The sequence below is a fragment of the Leifsonia sp. ALI-44-B genome (assembly GCF_001984125.1).
GTDB lineage: Bacteria > Actinomycetota > Actinomycetes > Actinomycetales > Microbacteriaceae > Okibacterium.
On sequence record NZ_MTQL01000007.1, the window covers coordinates 132749 to 150213 of the forward strand.

Annotated in this window: 17 protein-coding genes; 10 read left to right on the forward strand and 7 right to left on the reverse strand. The window is 69.2% G+C overall.

The window, feature by feature from the left end; genetic code table 11:
- The first annotated feature begins 16 nt into the window (after positions 1 to 16).
- On the forward strand, positions 17 to 487 hold the full coding sequence (locus ALI44B_RS07580) for a DUF3817 domain-containing protein (protein ID WP_077054151.1): 471 nt from the start codon (positions 17 to 19) through the stop codon (positions 485 to 487).
- A 6-nt stretch (positions 488 to 493) separates the two neighbouring features.
- Here the strand turns inward: ALI44B_RS07580 and ALI44B_RS07585 are convergent, their stop codons facing one another.
- Positions 494 to 1651 carry a benzoate/H(+) symporter BenE family transporter gene (locus ALI44B_RS07585; RefSeq protein WP_238592157.1) on the reverse strand — a complete coding sequence of 386 codons (1158 nt, stop codon included), beginning with the start codon at positions 1649 to 1651 and terminating at the stop codon, positions 494 to 496.
- Between the two features lie 291 nt (positions 1652 to 1942).
- Here ALI44B_RS07585 and ALI44B_RS07590 point away from each other — a divergent pair, with 291 nt between their 5' ends.
- From ALI44B_RS07590 to rhaI, 5 genes are all read left to right on the forward strand, one after another.
- Positions 1943 to 3475 (forward strand): sugar ABC transporter ATP-binding protein, encoded by a 1533-nt coding sequence (locus tag ALI44B_RS07590; protein ID WP_077054153.1) that lies wholly within the window; start codon positions 1943 to 1945, stop codon positions 3473 to 3475.
- Positions 3472 to 4536 (forward strand): ABC transporter permease, encoded by a 1065-nt coding sequence (locus ALI44B_RS07595; RefSeq protein WP_407668724.1) that lies wholly within the window; start codon positions 3472 to 3474, stop codon positions 4534 to 4536. Before ALI44B_RS07590 ends, ALI44B_RS07595 begins: the two co-directional genes overlap by 4 nt.
- Positions 4537 to 4663: 127 nt before the next feature.
- Complete coding sequence (locus ALI44B_RS07600) at positions 4664 to 5632, forward strand: ABC transporter permease (RefSeq protein ID WP_238592228.1); 969 nt, start codon at positions 4664 to 4666, stop codon at positions 5630 to 5632.
- A gap of 58 nt (positions 5633 to 5690) precedes the next feature.
- Positions 5691 to 6746: a rhamnose ABC transporter substrate-binding protein gene (gene rhaS, locus ALI44B_RS07605; protein ID WP_077054154.1), complete on the forward strand. Its 1056-nt coding sequence runs from the start codon at positions 5691 to 5693 to the stop codon at positions 6744 to 6746.
- A gap of 174 nt (positions 6747 to 6920) precedes the next feature.
- Positions 6921 to 8090 carry an L-rhamnose isomerase gene (gene rhaI, locus ALI44B_RS07610; protein ID WP_077054155.1) on the forward strand — a complete coding sequence of 390 codons (1170 nt, stop codon included), beginning with the start codon at positions 6921 to 6923 and terminating at the stop codon, positions 8088 to 8090.
- A gap of 106 nt (positions 8091 to 8196) precedes the next feature.
- Here the strand turns inward: rhaI and ALI44B_RS07615 are convergent, their stop codons facing one another.
- The gene (locus ALI44B_RS07615; RefSeq protein WP_077054156.1) at positions 8197 to 8409 is read right to left on the reverse strand and encodes an Rv0909 family putative TA system antitoxin; all 213 of its coding nucleotides are present in this window, start codon (positions 8407 to 8409) and stop codon (positions 8197 to 8199) included.
- 194 nt (positions 8410 to 8603) lie between these two features.
- On the opposite strand from ALI44B_RS07615, the gene ALI44B_RS07620 reads away from it, so the two are divergent.
- Positions 8604 to 8960 carry an L-rhamnose mutarotase gene (locus ALI44B_RS07620; protein WP_077054157.1) on the forward strand — a complete coding sequence of 119 codons (357 nt, stop codon included), beginning with the start codon at positions 8604 to 8606 and terminating at the stop codon, positions 8958 to 8960.
- Positions 8961 to 9058: 98 nt separating this feature from the next.
- On the opposite strand, the gene ALI44B_RS07625 is transcribed toward ALI44B_RS07620, so the two are convergent.
- Positions 9059 to 9805 carry an SDR family oxidoreductase gene (locus ALI44B_RS07625; protein ID WP_077054158.1) on the reverse strand — a complete coding sequence of 249 codons (747 nt, stop codon included), beginning with the start codon at positions 9803 to 9805 and terminating at the stop codon, positions 9059 to 9061.
- Positions 9806 to 9905: 100 nt separating this feature from the next.
- Between ALI44B_RS07625 and ALI44B_RS07630 the strand changes: the two genes are divergently transcribed.
- From ALI44B_RS07630 to ALI44B_RS07640, 3 genes are read left to right on the forward strand one after another with little or no spacing between them, the layout of a single operon-like run.
- Entirely contained in the window at positions 9906 to 10754 is an 849-nt protein-coding gene (locus ALI44B_RS07630) for a helix-turn-helix transcriptional regulator (protein ID WP_077054159.1), read from the forward strand.
- A gap of 56 nt (positions 10755 to 10810) precedes the next feature.
- The gene (locus ALI44B_RS07635; protein WP_077054160.1) at positions 10811 to 11440 is read left to right on the forward strand and encodes an ABC transporter ATP-binding protein; all 630 of its coding nucleotides are present in this window, start codon (positions 10811 to 10813) and stop codon (positions 11438 to 11440) included.
- The gene (locus ALI44B_RS07640) at positions 11440 to 13083 is read left to right on the forward strand and encodes a hypothetical protein (RefSeq protein WP_077054161.1); all 1644 of its coding nucleotides are present in this window, start codon (positions 11440 to 11442) and stop codon (positions 13081 to 13083) included. The genes ALI44B_RS07635 and ALI44B_RS07640 overlap by 1 nt, the downstream gene beginning before the upstream one ends.
- An 81-nt stretch (positions 13084 to 13164) precedes the next feature.
- Here ALI44B_RS07640 and ALI44B_RS07645 read toward each other — a convergent pair whose 3' ends face one another.
- From ALI44B_RS07645 to ALI44B_RS07660, 4 genes are all read right to left on the reverse strand, one after another.
- A complete protein-coding gene (locus tag ALI44B_RS07645) occupies positions 13165 to 14268 on the reverse strand; it encodes a M20 family metallopeptidase (protein ID WP_077054162.1) in 1104 nt (367 codons plus the stop codon).
- Positions 14269 to 14456: 188 nt separating this feature from the next.
- Complete coding sequence (locus ALI44B_RS07650) at positions 14457 to 15299, reverse strand: ribokinase (RefSeq protein ID WP_077054163.1); 843 nt, start codon at positions 15297 to 15299, stop codon at positions 14457 to 14459.
- 4 nt (positions 15300 to 15303) lie between these two features.
- Positions 15304 to 16050 carry a glutamine amidotransferase gene (locus ALI44B_RS07655; protein WP_077054164.1) on the reverse strand — a complete coding sequence of 249 codons (747 nt, stop codon included), beginning with the start codon at positions 16048 to 16050 and terminating at the stop codon, positions 15304 to 15306.
- A gap of 52 nt (positions 16051 to 16102) precedes the next feature.
- On the reverse strand, positions 16103 to 17419 hold the full coding sequence (locus tag ALI44B_RS07660) for an ArgE/DapE family deacylase (RefSeq protein ID WP_077054165.1): 1317 nt from the start codon (positions 17417 to 17419) through the stop codon (positions 16103 to 16105).
- Positions 17420 to 17465: the final 46 nt, after the last annotated feature.

Consider the following 17465-nt stretch of genomic DNA (forward strand, 5'->3'; position numbering starts at 1 on the left):
CGATCCGGGAGCCCTCATGACCCCCAAAGCCCTCTTCCGCCTCTTCGCCGTCGCCGAAGCCATCACGTGGGCGCTGCTGCTCACGGGCATGTTCATCAAATACGTGCTGGATGCCGGGGGCTGGGGTGTGTCGATCGGCGGCGGCCTGCACGGCTTCGTGTTCCTCTGCTTCGTGGTGGTGGTCGTCTTCGTCGGCGTGAACCAGCGCTGGAAGATCGGCACGATGCTGCTCGGGCTCGTGTCGGCGGTCATCCCGTTCGCCACCATCCCGTTCGAAATCGTGGCCGCCCGCCGCGGCCTCCTCGCCGGCCCCTGGCGCCGCCACGCCACCGGCGATCCGCGTGACAACAGCCTGCCGAACCGGGCCCTGCGCCTGGTGCTCGCGCGCCCCGTTCTCGTCGCTTCCATCGCGGCGGTCGGCGTCATCGTCGTCTTCGGTGCCCTGCTGATCGTCGGCCCGCCGGTCGGCGGCAGCGCGAGCGCCTAGAGCCGTTCAGCCGCGGCGCTTGACGCCGAGCCATCCCCACACGAGCAGCCCCGCACCCAAACCCCAGAACGCGCTCCCGATGCCCGCGATGACGACGCCGGATGCGACCACCAGGAACGTGATCGCCGCCGGAACCCGCAGGGGCGCATCCTCGAAAGCGGCCGTCACCCCGGTCAGGAACGCGCCGATGAGGGCCAGCCCGGCGACTGTCGCGATCAGCTCTGGCGGGGCATTGCGGATGAAGGCGGCGGCCGCCCCCGCGAACAGCCCGAGCACGATGTAGACCGCCGCGCTCGACAGCGACGACACCCACCGCTTCGAGCGGTCGGGGTGCGCGTCGGGCCCCGCGGTCATGCCCGCCGACAGCGCCACCAGGTTCACGGCGTGCCCGCCGAAGGGTGCCGCGAGCAGGGACGCGACACCAGCCCCAACGAGAACCGGCCGGGCCGGGACATCCGTGTAGCCGAAGGTCTTGAGGATGGCGAAACCGGGGATGTTCTGGCTCGCCATCGTGACGATGTAGAGCGGGAGGGCGACGCTGACGATGACGAGCGGGTCGAAGACGGGCACCTGCGGAATGAGCGCGGGCAGCACGCCATCCGCGTCGTCGAAGGGGGCACCCGACGAGGCGATCACCATGCCGATGACGGCCACGACGAGCGCCGCGGGAACCGCCCAGCGCGGGGCGAGCCGGTAGAGCACCAGCCACACTACGATGACGGGCAGGGCGAAGGCCGGCAGCGAGACGGCCGCCGAGACGGGCGCGATGCAGAGCGGGAACAGGATGCCGGCGAGCATGGCCCCGGCCAACGGCGACGGGATGCGGCCGACCAGCCGCCCGAGCGCGGGCCACAATCCCGTGACGAGCAGCAGCACGCCGCACACGAGGAACGCGCCGACCGCGGCCTGGAACGTCGCAGCACTGCCGTGGGCGGCAACGAGGAGCGCGGCACCGGGCGTCGACCAGGCGAACGAGAGCGGCTGCCGGTAGCGCCACGACAGCACGGCCGCCAGGATGCCCTGCACGAGACACAGCGCCAACAGACCGGATGCCGCCTCGGCCGGTGTCGCGCCCATGGCCGTCAGTCCGGCCAGCACGATCGCGAACGTGCTGGCGAAGGCGATGGCGGCCCCGACGACGCCGGCGATGAGCGGTTGGATCATGCGGGCTCCCGGGTGTCGGTCATGCGGCGGCCACCCCATCGTCGCCCGAGTTTTGGCCTACTCTACCGGCGCGCGGGCAGGCATCCGGCGCGGAACCGACGTCAGGCCACAGAGATGCGCGGCGATTCGCGGACCCGCCGCGTGCGAAAGAATGGACGGGCGCACCCGGCGTTCGTGTAACGGTTGCGCATCAGACTTGACGACGGGCCGCGCCCGGCCGTAAAGTCATAACGATCCCGCCGTTGAAACGATTCATCGGCGGTCCGACCTCACCGTGGAGGAAGCAAGTCAATGACGACTCCCATCGACACCGCAGAGCCGACCGGCCCGGCCGCGCTCGAATTGCGCGACGTGGGCAAGGCCTTCGGCGCCGTCGTCGCCCTGAAGTCCGCGACGCTCACCGTGCGCATGAACAGCATCCACGCCCTCGTCGGCGAGAATGGTGCCGGCAAGTCCACGCTCGTGAAGATCGTCGCCGGCCTCTACCAGCGCGACTCGGGCGAATTCCGCCTGCGCGGCGAAGACGTCGACTTCCGCTCCACCGCCGAGTCCAAGGCCGCCGGCATCGCCGTCATCTATCAGGAGCCGACCCTCTTCCCCGACCTGTCGGTCACCGAGAACATCTTCATGGGCCGCCAGCCCACCAACCGTTTCGGCCGCATCGACCGCAAGGCCATGCGCTCAGAGGCCCAGGGCCTGTTCGAACGCCTGGGCGTGCGCATCGACCCCGACCGCCCCGCCGAGGGCCTGTCGATCGCCGACCAGCAGATCATCGAGATCGCCAAGGCCATCTCGCTCGACGCCCGCGTGCTCATCATGGACGAACCCACCGCCGCGCTCTCGGGCGTCGAAGTCGACCGCCTCTTCGCCGTGGCCCGCAGCCTGCGCGACGAGGGCCGCGCGCTCGTCTTCATCTCGCACCGCTTCGAAGAGGTCTTCGCGCTCTGCGACATGATCACCGTCATGCGCGACGGCTCCTACATCTCGACCGACGCCATCAGCGACACGAGCGTCGACGAGATCGTGCGCCGCATGGTGGGCCGCGACGTGACCGACCTGTTCCCGAAGCAGGAGACCACGGTCGGCGACACGCTCCTCGAGGTACGCGACCTGAACTCCGCCGGCATCTTCTCCGATATCTCCTTCGAGGTCAGAGCGGGCGAGATCGTCGGCCTGGCCGGGCTCGTGGGCGCCGGCCGCAGCGAGGTGGCCCGCGCCGTCTTCGGTGTGGATGGCTACGACTCGGGTTCGGTGACGCTGAAGGGCAAGGCCATCCCGAAGAAGAATCCGACGGCCGCCATGGCGCGGGGAATCGCGCTGGTGCCCGAAGATCGCCGCAAGCAGGGACTCGTGCTCGATTCATCCGTGTCCCACAACACGACCATGGCCATCCGCACGAAGCTGGCCAAGATGGGCCTGATCACGAACGGCGCCGAGAACCAGGCCGCCAAGGTGTGGGCATCGCGCCTCGAGGTGAAGACGGCCGCGCTCGACACGCCCGTCGGCACCCTCTCGGGCGGCAACCAGCAGAAGGTCGTGCTCGGCAAGTGGCTGGCCACGCACCCCGACATCCTGATCATCGACGAGCCGACGCGCGGCATCGACGTCGGCACCAAGAGCGAAGTGCACCGCCTGCTGTCGCAGCTCGCGGGCGAAGGCATGGGAATTCTCATGATCTCGTCCGAGCTGCCCGAGGTGCTCGGCATGGCCGACCGCGTGCTCGTCATGCGCGAGGGCCGCATCACCGCGCATCTCGACCGCAGCGTCGCCGACGCCGAATCCGTCATGTTCGCCGCCACCCACGCCGAGGAGCTTCAGCCGTGACATCCGTAGCCACCCCCGATACGCGGCGCACCAACGCCCCGGGCCCCAAGAAGGGCAACGCGCTCACCGCGGGCATCGGGCATTTCTTCAAGGCCCGCGAGACCAGCATCCTGATCGCCATCGTCGTGGTCGTCGTGGTCGCCACGACCAAGAACCCGTCCTTCGTGTTCTCGACCGACGGCTGGCGCGACCTGCTGCTGACGCCCTCGATCCTCGTGCTCGTGGCCGTCGGCCAGGCCATGGTGATCATCACGCGCAGCGTCGACCTGTCCGTCGGTTCGACGCTCGGCCTGACCGCCTACCTGACCGGCCGCCTGTTCATCGACGTGCCGGGCATCCCGATCATCGTCGTCTTCGTGGCCGGCGTCGCGTTCGGCGCGTTCCTCGGCCTGATCAACGGCGCGCTCGTGGCCTTCGCCAAGGTGCCCGCGCTCGTGATCACGCTCGGCACGCTCTACGCCTACCGCGGCATCAACGTGCTGTGGGCGGGCAGCGATCGCATCAACGCCTCCGACCTGCCGAAGCCCTTCCTGGCCCTCGGAACCGGATCGATTCTCAGCATTCCGCTGCTCACCATCCTGGCGCTCATCGTGCTCGTCATCGCCGCCTGGTACATGCGCAACACGCGCGGCGGCCGCGAGTTCTATGCCATCGGCAGCGACCCGGATGCAGCCAAGCTCTACGGCCTGCGCGTGACGCGTCGCATCCTGCTCGCGTTCGTAGCCTCCGGCGCCCTCGCCGGACTCGCGGGCGTGCTCTACGCGGCCCGCTACGGCACCGTCAACTCGCAGGCCGGTTCGGGCTGGGAGCTCGACGCAGTCGGCGCGGCGGTCATCGGCGGCGTCGCCATCTTCGGCGGCTCGGGCACCGTCTGGGGCGCGGCCCTCGGCGCCGTGCTGCTGCTCACCATCAACCGGGCGCTGCCCATCATCGGGGTGCCCGACTTCTGGCAGCGCGCCGTGGTCGGCGTGCTCATCATCGGCGCGATCGTGCTCGACCGCCTGCTCTCACTCCGACAATCCCGCAAACTCCTCGAGGCGAGGGACGACACCGATGTCTGATTCCACGAAGACCACCGTGACCCCCGAGTCACTGAACCCGTCCGGGCGCGCGGATGCTCAGGCATCCGTTCGCACCTACCGCGACTACGGCACACCGCTGTGGCGACGCATCCTGCTGACCCGCGAGATGGCCATTATCGCCCTGCTGCTCGTCGTGATCGTCGTCGCGATCTCGACCGTGCGCGGCTTTGACCGGCCCATCACGATCACCTACCTGCTGCTCGACGTGGCCCCCATCCTGCTGATCGCGCTGCCGATGACCCTCGTGATCATCACGGGCGAGATCGACCTGTCTGTGGCCTCGATCGTGGGCTTGTCGAGCGTGCTGCTCGGAACCCTGACGCAGGCCGGCTGGCCGCTCGAGGCCGCGGCGCTCTTCGCCCTCGTCGCGGGTGCGCTCGGCGGTGCGCTCAACGGCTTCCTCATCACGGTCGTGGGGCTGCCATCGCTCGCCGTCACCATCGGCACGCTCGCGCTCTATCGCGGCCTGGCGGTCGGCCTGCTCGGCACCACGGCCGTCACCGACTGGCCCGAGTTCTGGACCGACCTCGCCAAAGCCAAGATCGGCGACTCCCCGTTCCCCGTCATCATGATCCCGTTCGTGCTGCTGGCGATCGTCTTCATCGTGCTGCTGCACTTCACGCCCTTCGGCCGCGGCATCTTCGCGATCGGCTTGAACGACGAGGCCGCCTCGTTCTCGGGCGTCAACGTGGCCCGCACCAAGTTCATCCTGTTCGTGCTCACGGGCGTCGTGTCGGCCTTCGCGGGCATCTACTTCACGCTGCGCTTCGGCAGCGCCCGCGGTGACAACGCCACGGGCCTCGAGCTACAGGTCATCGCGGCCGTGCTGCTCGGCGGCGTCTCGATCTTCGGCGGCCGCGGTGCCATGCACGGCGTGATCGCCGGTGTGCTGTTGATCGGCGTGCTGGCCTCGGCCCTGCGCCTCGCCAACGTCACGTCGGATGTCATCAACATCATCACGGGAGTGCTGCTCGTGCTCTCGGTGGTGTCCGCAAGCTTCCTCGCCTGGCTGTCCAAGAAGCGGCAGCGACCCGGCGGGAGAAAACGAGGAGCAGTCTCCGCGGCCCAGGCGTAGGCGCACCTTTTTGTCGATGCACTCACATCGACCCACCCCATTGAAAGGAAGAACAAGGATGTTGTTTCACACACGTAACTCGGGTGCAGCCCGGGTCAGCGCGATCGCCGCACTCGCGGTGAGCGTCGCCCTCGTCGCCACCGCCTGTTCGGGTGGTTCGACGGGTGGCTCCGGCGGCGGCGGCGAGGGTGGAGGCGGCGGAGACGTCACCGTGACCTTCCTGCCGAAGAACCTCGGTAACCCGTACTTCGACACCAGCTCAAAGGGTGGCAAGGCCGCCGTCGAGGAATTCGGCGGCACCTTCCAGGAGGTCGGCCCCTCTGAGGCGACCCCCGACGCCCAGGTCAGCTACATCAACACCGCCACGCAGCAGGCCGTCTCGGCGCTCGTCGTCTCGGCGAACGACCCGAAGGCCATCTGCGACGCCCTCAACGAGGCCCGCGACGCCGACGTCAAGGTCGTCACGTTCGACTCGGACACCAACACCGACTGCCGCGACATCTTCATCAACCAGGCCAGCGCCGAAGGCATCGCCAAGGCCCAGGTCGACCTGATCACGGAGCAGATCGGCGACTCGGGCGAGATCGCCATCCTGTCGGCCGCCGCCAACGCGACCAACCAGAACGCCTGGATCGAACTGATGAAGGAAGATCTGGCCGCCAACCACCCGAACGTGAAGCTCGTCGACACCGTCTATGGCGACGACGACGACCAGACCTCGTTCGACAAGACCGCCGCCCTGCTGCAGAGCCACCCGAACCTTAAGGGCATCGTCTCGCCCACCACGGTCGGCATCGCTGCCGCCGCGCGTTACCTGCAGACCTCTGAATACAAGGGCAAGGTCTCGCTGACCGGTCTCGGCACGCCGAACCAGATGCGCGACTTCGTCGAGGACGGCACCGTCACGGCCTTCGCGCTGTGGAACCCGGAGGAGCTCGGCTACCTGGCCGCGTTCGCCGCCGACGCGCTCGTCAAGGGCGACATCACGGGCAAGTCGGGCGACAAGTTCGACGCCGGCGACCTCGGTTCGTTCGAGGTCGGCGAAGACGGCGTCGTCCTCTTGGGCGACCCGACCGTGTTCAACAAGGAGAACATCGGGGACTTCGACTTCTAAGTCGTCGACCCGCTCACGTCTGGCCGGCAGAGGTGGTCTGCCGGCCAGACGTCTTCACCGCCCCTCGTGCGGTACGATTGAAACGATTCAAGAACGGGTGGATGTTTGCATCCCCCGCTTCGACACATTCGGCTGTCGCCCCCGAGACGAGCCACAAGCAGTAGAGAGAAGCACATGACAACCTCGTTCGAAACCGTGGCCCCGCTGCTCGCGCAGCAGGCCATCGAGCTCCCCTCCTGGGCATTCGGCAACTCGGGCACCCGCTTCCGCGTCTTCGGCTCGCCCGGCACCGCCCGCGACCCCTACGAGAAGATCGCGGATGCCGCCAAGGTGCACGAGCTCACGGGCCTCGCCCCCACCGTCGCCCTCCACATCCCGTGGGACGTCGTGGACGACTTCGGCCAGCTGCGCGAATACGCCAACGGCCTGGGCGTCGAACTCGGAACGATCAACAGCAACACGTTCCAGGACGACGACTACAAGCTCGGCTCGGTCACGCACTCCGACCCCGTCATCCGCCAGAAAGCCATCGACCACCACCTGCGCTGCATCGACATCATGCACCAGACCGGTTCGCGCGACCTGAAGATCTGGCTCGCCGACGGCACCAACTACCCGGGGCAGGATGACATCCGCGCTCGTCAGGACCGGCTCGCCGACTCACTGCAGCAGATCTATGCGGGCCTCGGCGACGACCAGCGCCTCGTGCTCGAGTACAAGTTCTTCGAGCCCGCGTTCTATCACACCGACGTTCCCGACTGGGGCACGTCCTACGCCCACACGGTCGCACTCGGCGACAAGGCGCTCGTATGCCTCGACACGGGCCATCACGCGCCCGGCACCAACATCGAGTTCATCGTCGCGCAGCTGCTGCGCCTCGGAAAGCTCGGCTCGTTCGACTTCAACTCGCGCTTCTACGCCGACGACGACCTGATCGTGGGCGCGGCCGACCCGTTCCAGCTGTTCCGCATCCTCGCCGAGGTCATCCGCGGCGGCGGGTTCGGGCCCGATTCGGGCGTGGCCTTCATGCTCGACCAGTGCCACAACATCGAGCAGAAGATCCCCGGCCAGATGCGTTCGGTGCTCAACGTGCAAGAGATGACGGCGCGTGCGCTGCTCATCGACCGCGAGGCCCTGTCCGCGGCGCAGGCGGCGGGCGACGTGCTCGGCGCCCACGGCATTCTGATGGATGCCTTCTACCGCGACGTGCGACCCGACCTCGCCGCGTGGCGTGAATCCCGTGGCCTGCCGGCCGATCCGATGGCCGCCTATGCAGCGTCCGGCCACCAGGAGAAGATCGCGGCCGAGCGCGTCGGCGGCGCACAGGCCAGCTGGGGCGCCTAAGCCCTGAGCCCTGAGCCCTGAGCCCTGAGCGATCAGCACTCAGCGACACACATGATGAGGGGCGAGCCACTACGGCTCGCCCCTCATTCGTGTGTCGATCGAACGACTACTGGTCGCCGATCTTCTTGTCGGCCGCGTCGCGCGCGCCCTCGATCTTGTCGGCGTGCTTGCCGCCCGTGACCTTGTTGGCGACATCGGCCACGCCGCCGAGGATCTTGTCGCTGACCTCTTCGGCCTTCTGACCCTTGAGGGCGTCTTGCACCTTGTCGCTCTTCAGAAACTCCTGAGCCTTCTTCGTTACGTCGTCGAAACCAGCCATCGGTCAACCTTCTTCCTGAGTCACGTGAGGTGGTCGACGCGTCGCCGGCCACTCCCCCAGCTTTCCGTGACGCCCGCGGCGGCGCAACGGGGTCGGATGTCGCGGCACCCCGTGTCAGCACACTCGCAGCTAGAATCGGAGCGCGCGTGAAACGATTCAGGGTCACCGCATCCGACTCGACGAGGAGACGCCCGATGACTACGACCGACACCGAACGCGTGTGCTTCCAATTGCAGGTCAAACCCGAGCGCATCGCCGAATACACTCGGTGCCACGCCGCGATCTGGCCCGATATGGCCGCCGCGCTGAAGGCCACGGGCTGGAACAACTACTCGCTTTTCCTGCGGCCCGACGGATTGCTGATCGGATACTTCGAGACGCCATCGCTCGAGGCCGCGCAGGCGGGCATGGCCGCCACCGAGGTCAATGCGCGCTGGCAGGCCGAGATGGGCGAGTTCTTCGTCGACCTGGACGGCGTGTCGCCCGACGAAGGGTTCTTGCGCTTGACCGAGGTCTTCCACCTCGAGGATCAGTTGCCCGCCGCGGACTAGGAAGCTCGGTCACAATTGGCCGCGACGTCGCCCGCGCACCTCATCGCGAAATCGCCGGTGCCAGCGCTCACCCCCCTTACGCGCTGGCGACATCCGGGCTACGCGTGCGCGTTGATCGCCCGGACCGACTCGGCGTAACGACCCTCGACCTCGGCGAAGCGCAAGAACTTGACGCGCTCGACGAGGATCTCGGTGGCGTCGGGCTGCGACTCGATCAGGCCCATGACCTCGTCGGCGAACTCGTCGAGCGGCATGAAGTTCTCGTCAGTCGAGTTGCCGGCCATGAGCTCGGTCTGCACGGCCGGCGGCACCAGCTCGACGACCCGCACCGACGTGTCGGCCAGCTGCAGGCGAATGGTCTCGGAGAACTGGTGGATGAAAGCCTTCGTGCCGTTGTAGGTGGGCGTGAACGCGAGCGGCAGATGCGCGAGACCCGACGAGACGGTCATGAGCGTGGCATCCGGACGGCTCTGCAGATGCTCGATGAACGCGGCCACGAGGCGCAGCGGCCCGTTGATGTTGGTATCGACGATGCGCTCGGCACCCTCGAGGAACGAGCTCGAACGCACATCGTCGGCGGCCATGATTCCCGCCATCGCGACGACAACGTTGAGGTCGGCGTGACGCGCGAGCACCTCGTCGCGGGCAACCAGCACGGATGCGGGGTCGGTCGTGTCGATGGTGACCGTGTCGAAGCCGTGGCGGGCGGCGAGGTCGGCGAGGACATCCGTGCGTCGACCGCCGATGATGACCGTATTGCCCGCGGCCTGGAAGCGGAGGGCGAGGGCCAGGCCGATGCCCGAGGTGGCGCCGGGAATGAAGATGGTGTTGTCGGTGATGTTCATGACTCGATTCTGCGCGGGTCGCCGCCCGTCAGGCAGAGAGCGGATGTCGTAGGACCGGCGGTCCCTGTTTATTCGCCGTCCTGCGCGCGAAGATGGCCTCATGGACCGCACCGCACTCGCCGACTTCCTGCGCTCGCGCCGCGCGAAGCTCCAACCCGAAGACGTCGGGCTGTCGGCCGGGCCGAGGCGGCGCGTCGAGGGGCTGCGCCGGGACGAGGTGGCCGCGGTCACGGGCATGTCCACCGACTATTACGTGCGGCTGGAGCAGGCGCGGGGGCCGCAACCATCCGAGCAGATGTTGGCGGCGCTGGCACGGGGGTTGCGGCTCAGCACCGACGAACGCGACTACCTGTTTCGGATGGCCGGACACAGCGCCCCCGCCCGCACACCCCTCGACACCCACGTGTCACCCGCGCTCCTGCGCGTGCTCGACCGTCTCGAGGGCACGCCCGCGCTCATCCTGTCGAGCCTCGGTGAGACGCTGGCGCAAAACCGTCTCGGCGCAGCGCTGCTCGGCGACCACTCGCGGCTGACGGGTTTCGGGCGCAGCAGCGTGTACCGCTGGTTCACCGATCCACACGAGCGCGACATCTACCCGGCCGAAGATCAGGCACGGCAGAGCCGGGCGCAGGTGTCGAGTCTGCGCGTGGCCTACGGGGCGGCGGGTGCGCACTCGCGGGCGGCGGCGCTGCTCGCCGAGCTGCAGCGCATCAGCCCCGAGTTCGTCGAGGTGTGGGAGCGGCACGACGTGGCCGCGCGCTTCAGCGACCACAAGACGCTGCTGCATCCCGAGGTCGGGGCCATCGAGCTCGACTGCCAGGCGCTCTTCACCGAAGACCAGAGCCAGACGCTGCTGACCCTCACAGCTGCACCCCGATCGGATGCCGCGCAGAAGCTCGAGCTGCTCGCCGTGCTCGGGCAGCAGCGCTTCGCGCCGCAGGGCAGCTGACGCATACCCATCGCGCGACGGATGACCGGGCGCGGGTGGGCTGGCATCATGGGGTGATGATCGACGTGACGCGGGCCGAGGTTTCGATCGACGGCGTGGGGCTGCTCGCCCCGACCTCGATGAGCGTGGGGCGCGGCGAGATCGTGGCCCTGCGTGGCCCGAACGGCGCCGGCAAGACGACGGCACTGCGGCTGATCGTGGGGCAGACGACGCCCTCGGCCGGAACGGTCACGGTGTCGGGCCGGGCGCCTCGCCCGCGCGACCACGACTTTCGCGCCCAGGTTGCCGGGATGATCGGCTTGCCCCCGTTCGCTCGCGACCTGACGCTTCTCGAGCAGGCAACCCTCATCGGGATCACCTGGGGGCTGCCGACCGATGCCGCCCGCAGCGCCGCCGGGGAGGTGCTCGACGAACTCGGGATGTCGCGGCTCGTCGACCGCTTCCCCCACGAACTCTCGTCGGGACAGACTCAGCTGGCGGGGCTCGCCCTCACACTCGTTCGCCCAGCCGACATCGTCGTGCTCGACGAACCCGAGCAAAGACTCGACGACGAACGGCTCGGCCGCGTTATCTCCCTACTGCGGCAACGAGCCGACGCCGGCGGCACCGTGGTCCTCGCCACCCACAGCGACCGTCTGGTGGCCGACCTCGGCGCCCGTACCGTGGTGCTGCAGGAAGCCGCCTGATGGTGGACACGACCGGGGCCTCCTCGACGCGGTCATCAGCGACAGTTCTGCGCGACCTGCGTCGAACGGTGCGCGAGGCTCGTCGCCGCCCGACCGCCGACACCTCATACGCGGTCTATCTCGCGCTGCTGGTCGTGCTCGTCGCCGTCGTGCCGGTCGTGCGCGCCGGCTGGCTGTTCGTCACCGATCCGGTCAACGCGGTGGCACTGACATCCGCCGCAACGATGCCGGTCATCGCGGGTGTCGTCGGCCTCGTCTGGGCCGCGGCTGTGATCGCCGGGCGACTGCGCGGGCCCGTCGTCTTCACGCCGTTCCTCGCCCACGCCCTCACGACCAGCCCGGTGCCGCAGCGTCGCGCGTTCGCGAGACAGGCCTGGATGTCGGTGGTCACGCTCTCGGTGGCCGGCGCGCTCTGCGGGGCCACTCTCGCTGCCGCCTCGGCTGCCGCCTCGGCCGCCGCTGTCACCTCCGCCGCCGCTTCAGCTGTCGCCTCTCCCTCGGCTGCCGCCCTCGCCGCGGCATCGTCCGTGTCCGTCGCCACCCCGGAGATCGCTCTCGGGGTCGCCCTCGCGGCCAGCGTCGGCGCGGCCTGCGGCATCGTGGCGGCTCTCCTCTGGCTGGTCGGCCAAGCCGTGCCGCCCCGCTGGTCGGCCCTCGCGATCGGCGTTCTCGCCGCGCTGTCGACCGCCGCGTTCGGCGCGCAGGCGTGGGGCTTTTCGTTCGATCCCACCCTCGCCGACACCACCCTCGCGGGTCTGGCCGCGGTCGGAGCGCATCCGCTCGCCGCGCCCGGTGCCCTCCTCGCCGCGCTGACCCTGCTCGCCGTCGTGCCCCTCTTGTTGTCGCGCCTCGAACCGCGGGTCGTGCTCGGGCAGTCCCTGCGGTGGGAGGCCGTGCGGTTGCACACGTCGACACTCGAGCTGTCCGCATCCGTCGCCACTTATCAAAGCGTGCCGCGGGCGGGGCGGCGGCGGTTCGCGATTGGGGGTCGTGCGCGTTCACTGCCCGCCATCATCGTGCGGCGTGATGCCGTTGCGGCCCTGCGCACACCCGGGCGTCTCGCGATCGGCGTGCTCGTGCTGCTCGCCTGCGGAGCCCTCATCGCCGGCGCCGCGGTCGTAGCCCCACCGGCCTGGATGCTCGGAGCCATCGCCGGTCTCGCCGCCTATGCCGCGGCCGGCCCGCTCAGTGATGGCCTGCGGCACGCCGTCGAAGCCGCCTCGGCCCTCCCCCTCTATGGAACGAGCGACAGCGCGCTGCTGCTCCTGCACACACTGTTCCCCGCGCTGGCGGTCGGGCTCGTCGTCGCGACCGGAGCCGTGCTCGTGACCGCGTTCTGGCCGCCGGCCGCGGCGCTGCCCCTGGCATCGATCGGCTCGGCCGTCATCGTGGCGATCGGGTCCGTCGTGCTGCGACTCATGAACGCGTTGAAGCCGCCGCTTCCCCTCGCCCTGCTCACACCCATCCCTACGCCGGCCGGCGACATGGCCGCTCTCCACCGGGTGATCTGGGCGCTCGACGGCGTCCTCCTGGCCGGGCTGCTCGGGGCTGCCGCGTCGTTGAGCGCGACCGCCATTCTCGCGCCGCTCGCCGTCGTGGCCGTGGCGGGACTCATCGCGCGCCGCCGCTGGGTCGTGCGTTAAGCCGAGAGGTCCTCGCTCGTCACACGTTCGCAGCCCGCCTACCGCGGGACGCCAGCGTCCGTCGCGTGACCGCCCAGCGCGTCAGGCCTCGCCCGCCACATCCGCACCCGTCCACGCTCGTCCAACGCGCAGATAGTGGAGCCGCGCTGCCTCGACGGCGCGCAGGTCGACGCTTTCGTCGACCGTGTGGACGACGGCGGGATCGCCCGGGCCCCAGACCACGACGGGTGTGCCCGCCGGGAGAGAGCGGACGAGCACCGAGGCGTCGGTGAAGTAGGAGGCCGGGCGCTCCGAGACGGGGGCGCCGAGACCGCGCACCCACGGATCATCCGCGGAGGTCCAGACGGGGGCGAGATCGAGAACGGTGTCGACGGCCGAGACCTCGGGCTGCGACATCCACCAGTCGGTGAGGCGTGCGCCCTCGTCGTCGATGACCCGGTGGTCGATGTCGAGCACGCAGCGGTCGGGCACGATGTTCGGCACGGATCCGCCCGCGATGGTACCCACGTTCACCGACTCCCAGCCGAGTTGCGGATGCCAGAGCAGCGGCAGCTCGCTGACCCGCCCGATAACGGCCGCGGCCTTCTCGATGGCGTTGACGCCGAGGCCCGGAGTGCTGCCGTGGGCCGCGCGCCCGGACGTCGTCACCCGCAGCCAGAGCGCTCCGCGATGCCCGAGCACCACCTCGTTGGCGGTCGACTCTGGCACGATGACGGCGCCAATCGGATGCCCGCGCAGCAGTTCAGCGACCGACGCGGCGCCCCGGCATCCGACCTCTTCGCCTGTCGAGACGGCGAGCGCGACAGGTCGACCCTCACGCAGGAGTTCGACGACCGCGACGAGGGCGGCCGCCAGCCCCGACTTCATGTCGGAGGAGCCGCGGCCGAACAGACGACCCGAGGCGATGTGGGCGCCGAACGGGTCGTGGCTCCAGGCGGAGGGGTCTTCCACCGGCACGACGTCGATATGCGCCGAGAAGAGGAGGAGCGGGGATGATTCGGGCCGAGCCGCTGGCACAACGACAACGGCGTCCGGGGTGCCGCCGGGCCCGTAGCCGATCGAGACGGTGCCGACCGAGACGACACCGGACCCGGCGCATTCCCGCCGCAGTACCTCGGCAACGAAGAGCAGGGCGTCGGCTTCGCCGGGCGTTCCGGATGTCGAGTCGATGCGCACCAGGTCCACGAGGAGATCGCGCGCGGCGTCCGCGCCTGCCGATCTCCTGCCGTGTCCCCCTCGATCTTCCCGGGTCGAACTCGCGTCGGTCCGCGACGGCGTTCCAGCGAACGATCTCGAAGCCTCGGTCGGACTCGCGTCGCCCGGCCGTCCCGCATCGGCCGGCCGGGCTGCCTCATCGCGTCGGCCCGCGTCGGTCATTGCGCGCCCGCGCGCCCCACGACATCGGCGGCCGCGGCCGTCGCCGCGCGCATGGCCTGCTCGGCGCCGTCGCCCCGCGCGAGGGCGTAGGCGAGCGTACCGCAGTAGGCATCGCCGGCCCCCGTCGTGTCGACCACGTCGATTCCGGATGCGGAGGGCACGAACACGCCGTTCCACTCCGAGCCATCCGAACCCCGCGTGACGAGCACCGAGGTCAACCCGTCGTAGCGCGCGGCGAGCTCGACGGCCTCGTGTTCGTTGACGACGACCGGTTCGGCGCGGCGCACCACCTCGGCGGGCAGGTCAACGACGGGCGACAGGTTCAGGACGAACCGCGCGCCCGCGCGCTCGGCCAGTTCCGAGGCCCGCGTGACGACGTCGAGTGGCACCTCGAGCGTGACGACGACGACATCGTCGGGAGTGAGCTGCTCGAGCGCACCCAGATCGTCGACGCCGAGACGGGCGTTCGCACCCGACGACACGATGATGGTGTTCTCGCCCGCGGCACTCACCGCGATGACGGCCGAACCCGTCGGCACGCCGGGCGTCTCGACGAGGGGCGCGACATCCACACCGAGCTCGGCGAGCCGCTCGCGGTAGGCGCGGCCGGGCGCATCGGCGCCCACCCGCCCCACGAAGACGACCCCCGCGGCAGAGCCCGGGGCCGACGAGCGTGATGCGCGAGCCGCGCGCGCCGCCGCGACCGCCTGGTTCGCGCCCTTGCCGCCCCAGAACGTCTGCGCGTCACCGCCCAGCACGGTCTCCCCCGGCGCGGGGTGCCGCTCGACGGCGATCACCGAGTCGACGTTGAGCGATCCGACGACGACGAGCCGACCCACGACGCTACTTCCCGGCCAACCAGGTCACGGCCTGCTGCCACATGGTGGTGAAGCCATCCCAGTCGGTGAATTCCTCGGGCGCCCAGTGCGGGCCGATGTCGCTGGCATAGGCGAGCGTGCGGCCCGACCCGACGCCGTCGACCACGAGCAGGGGCGCGTCGTCGTCGAAGGCCGCGAGCACCTCGGCCGACGCGGTCGGAACGAAACGCTGGTAGCCGAGCAGCGGCGGGAAGGAAGCATCCACCCCGGCCGTGATGGCGTGCGAACCGGTGAGGTGGGCCGTGACACCCTCGGGCGATTCTTCGCGGTCGTCACCCGTTTCGAGCGTGACGGGCAGCACCTCGGCGAGCGGAGTGCCCCGGTAGTTGGCCTTGGCCTCGATGCCTTGGAACGACATGTAGCCGCCCACCATGCCGAGCCCGCCACCCGCGCGCACCCAGTCGCGCAGCACGGCCAAGCGGTTGGTCGTCTTCTGCCCCTTGATGAAGGTCTGCGCGGGCAGCAGGAACGTGTTTGCCCCGATGTCCGAGAGCAGCACGACGTCATAGCTGCTCAGCTCGTCGAGGGTCCAGGGAAACTCCTTGGCCGCGACGTGGCAGGGCATATAGGTGACGTCGAAGCCGCCGGCGTCGAGCGCCCCGAGCAGCGCCGCGCCGCCCTCTTCGTAGTCGACCGTGGTGAACGAGTCGAAGCCTTTCGTGTGGATGGAGGTGACCGACCAGCTTTCACCGGCAACGAGGACGCGTGTCATGATGTACCTGATTTCTTGTCGTACGGGTGTGCGTGAAGGGTGAGCGTGGGTCTCAGCCGCACAGGTCGGCGATGGTGATGGCGAACACCTTGGTGGCGGCCGCGAGGTCCTTTTCATAGATGTGCTCGTCGGCCTGGTGGGCGATGCCCATGTGTCCCGGTCCGAAGTTGATGGTGGGGCTGCCCGAGTCGATCATGAGGCCCATGTCGGTGTGCGACATGCAGCCCTGCAGCTCACTGTCGAGGCCCACCTCGAGGGCGGCCTTGAGCGTCTGCGTCACGACGGGTTCGGTGTCGGCCGTCTCGCCGCAGTCGGCGTCCACGAGCCAGTTGATGGTGGGCGGGTGCTCGTCGAACCACTGGTCGCCCGTGACGAAACCGTTGAAGAGGTCTTCGAGTTCTTTCTTCACGATGCTGCCGAGGCCGTTGGCATCCTTCTGCACCGGCAGGTACTGCGCGTTGAACGTGATCTTGCACGACGACGCGTAGGTGGTGGGGAACTCACCGGCGTCGAGCTGGGCGACCTTGATCTGGCACGGGATGGGGATGTACTTGTGGTTCTTGATGGGGTCGACGGCCCATTCGGCGTTGCGCTCGGAGATGGCGTTCAAGAGGCGCTGGCCGTAGTCGATCGCGTCGACGGCTCCGTCCTCCTGCCAGGGCCGGCGCTCGAGCTCGATGTGGCCGGCGCGGCCGTGCAGCGTGACCTCGCCCCACAGGATGCCGCGACACAGGGGCGCGATGTTGAGGTTCGTCGCCTCGGGAACGATGGTGCCGGCGGTGGCGATGTAGCCGCGGTCGACGAGCGCCAGGGTGCCCATGCCGCCCGCCTCCTCGTCGGCGACGGAAGCCACGATGAGGTCGCCCTGCAGCTGCACGCCGGCCTCTTTGAGCGCCGCGATGGCGCCGAGGGCGGCGGCCATGCCGCCCTTCATGTCGACGGCGCCGCGGCCGAAGATCTTGCCGTCCTTGCGCTCGCCGCCGAACGGGTCCTCGGTCCAGAGGCTGCCGACGCTGACCACGTCGCAGTGGCCCTGGATCATGAGGGCGGGGGCATCCGGGTTGGTGCCCTTGAAGCGGGCGACCACGTTGGGGCGGCCCGTGAAGTCGCGGCCGGGGTAGTAGCCGGGGCCGTCGGCGCGGTGCGCGAGGTCGTCGGCGTTGGGCTCCCACACGTCGATCTCGTCGGCGCCGAGCTCGCGCAGCAGGCGCTCGAAGACATCCTGAACGGCCTGTTCGCCCGAGATCTCGGCGGGGTCGCCGAACCAGGGGTTCACGCTCGGGGCCCGCAGCAGTTCTTGCAGCAGTTCGACGGTCTGTTCGGTGCCGGCGTCGACGGCGGCGAGGATGCGGTCGGTGTTCTCTGACATGGGTTTCCTTATCTGTGGTTCGACGAACGAGGAGTCGTGCAAAAAG

Coding starts and splice junctions, on each gene's coding strand:
- ALI44B_RS07640 (WP_077054161.1), top strand. CDS start 11,440: ATGGTGGACACGACCGGGGCCTCCTCGACGCGGTCATCAGCGACAGTT.
- ALI44B_RS07590 (WP_077054153.1), top strand. CDS start 1,943: ATGACGACTCCCATCGACACCGCAGAGCCGACCGGCCCGGCCGCGCTC.
- ALI44B_RS07580 (WP_077054151.1), top strand. CDS start 17: ATGACCCCCAAAGCCCTCTTCCGCCTCTTCGCCGTCGCCGAAGCCATC.
- rhaI (WP_077054155.1), top strand. CDS start 6,921: ATGACAACCTCGTTCGAAACCGTGGCCCCGCTGCTCGCGCAGCAGGCC.
- ALI44B_RS07600 (WP_238592228.1), top strand. CDS start 4,664: ATGGCCATTATCGCCCTGCTGCTCGTCGTGATCGTCGTCGCGATCTCG.
- ALI44B_RS07615 (WP_077054156.1), bottom strand. CDS start 8,409: ATGGCTGGTTTCGACGACGTAACGAAGAAGGCTCAGGAGTTTCTGAAG.
- rhaS (WP_077054154.1), top strand. CDS start 5,691: ATGTTGTTTCACACACGTAACTCGGGTGCAGCCCGGGTCAGCGCGATC.
- ALI44B_RS07655 (WP_077054164.1), bottom strand. CDS start 16,050: ATGACACGCGTCCTCGTTGCCGGTGAAAGCTGGTCGGTCACCTCCATC.
- ALI44B_RS07635 (WP_077054160.1), top strand. CDS start 10,811: ATGATCGACGTGACGCGGGCCGAGGTTTCGATCGACGGCGTGGGGCTG.
- ALI44B_RS07630 (WP_077054159.1), top strand. CDS start 9,906: ATGGACCGCACCGCACTCGCCGACTTCCTGCGCTCGCGCCGCGCGAAG.
- ALI44B_RS07660 (WP_077054165.1), bottom strand. CDS start 17,419: ATGTCAGAGAACACCGACCGCATCCTCGCCGCCGTCGACGCCGGCACC.
- ALI44B_RS07585 (WP_238592157.1), bottom strand. CDS start 1,651: ATGATCCAACCGCTCATCGCCGGCGTCGTCGGGGCCGCCATCGCCTTC.
- ALI44B_RS07625 (WP_077054158.1), bottom strand. CDS start 9,805: ATGAACATCACCGACAACACCATCTTCATTCCCGGCGCCACCTCGGGC.
- ALI44B_RS07620 (WP_077054157.1), top strand. CDS start 8,604: ATGACTACGACCGACACCGAACGCGTGTGCTTCCAATTGCAGGTCAAA.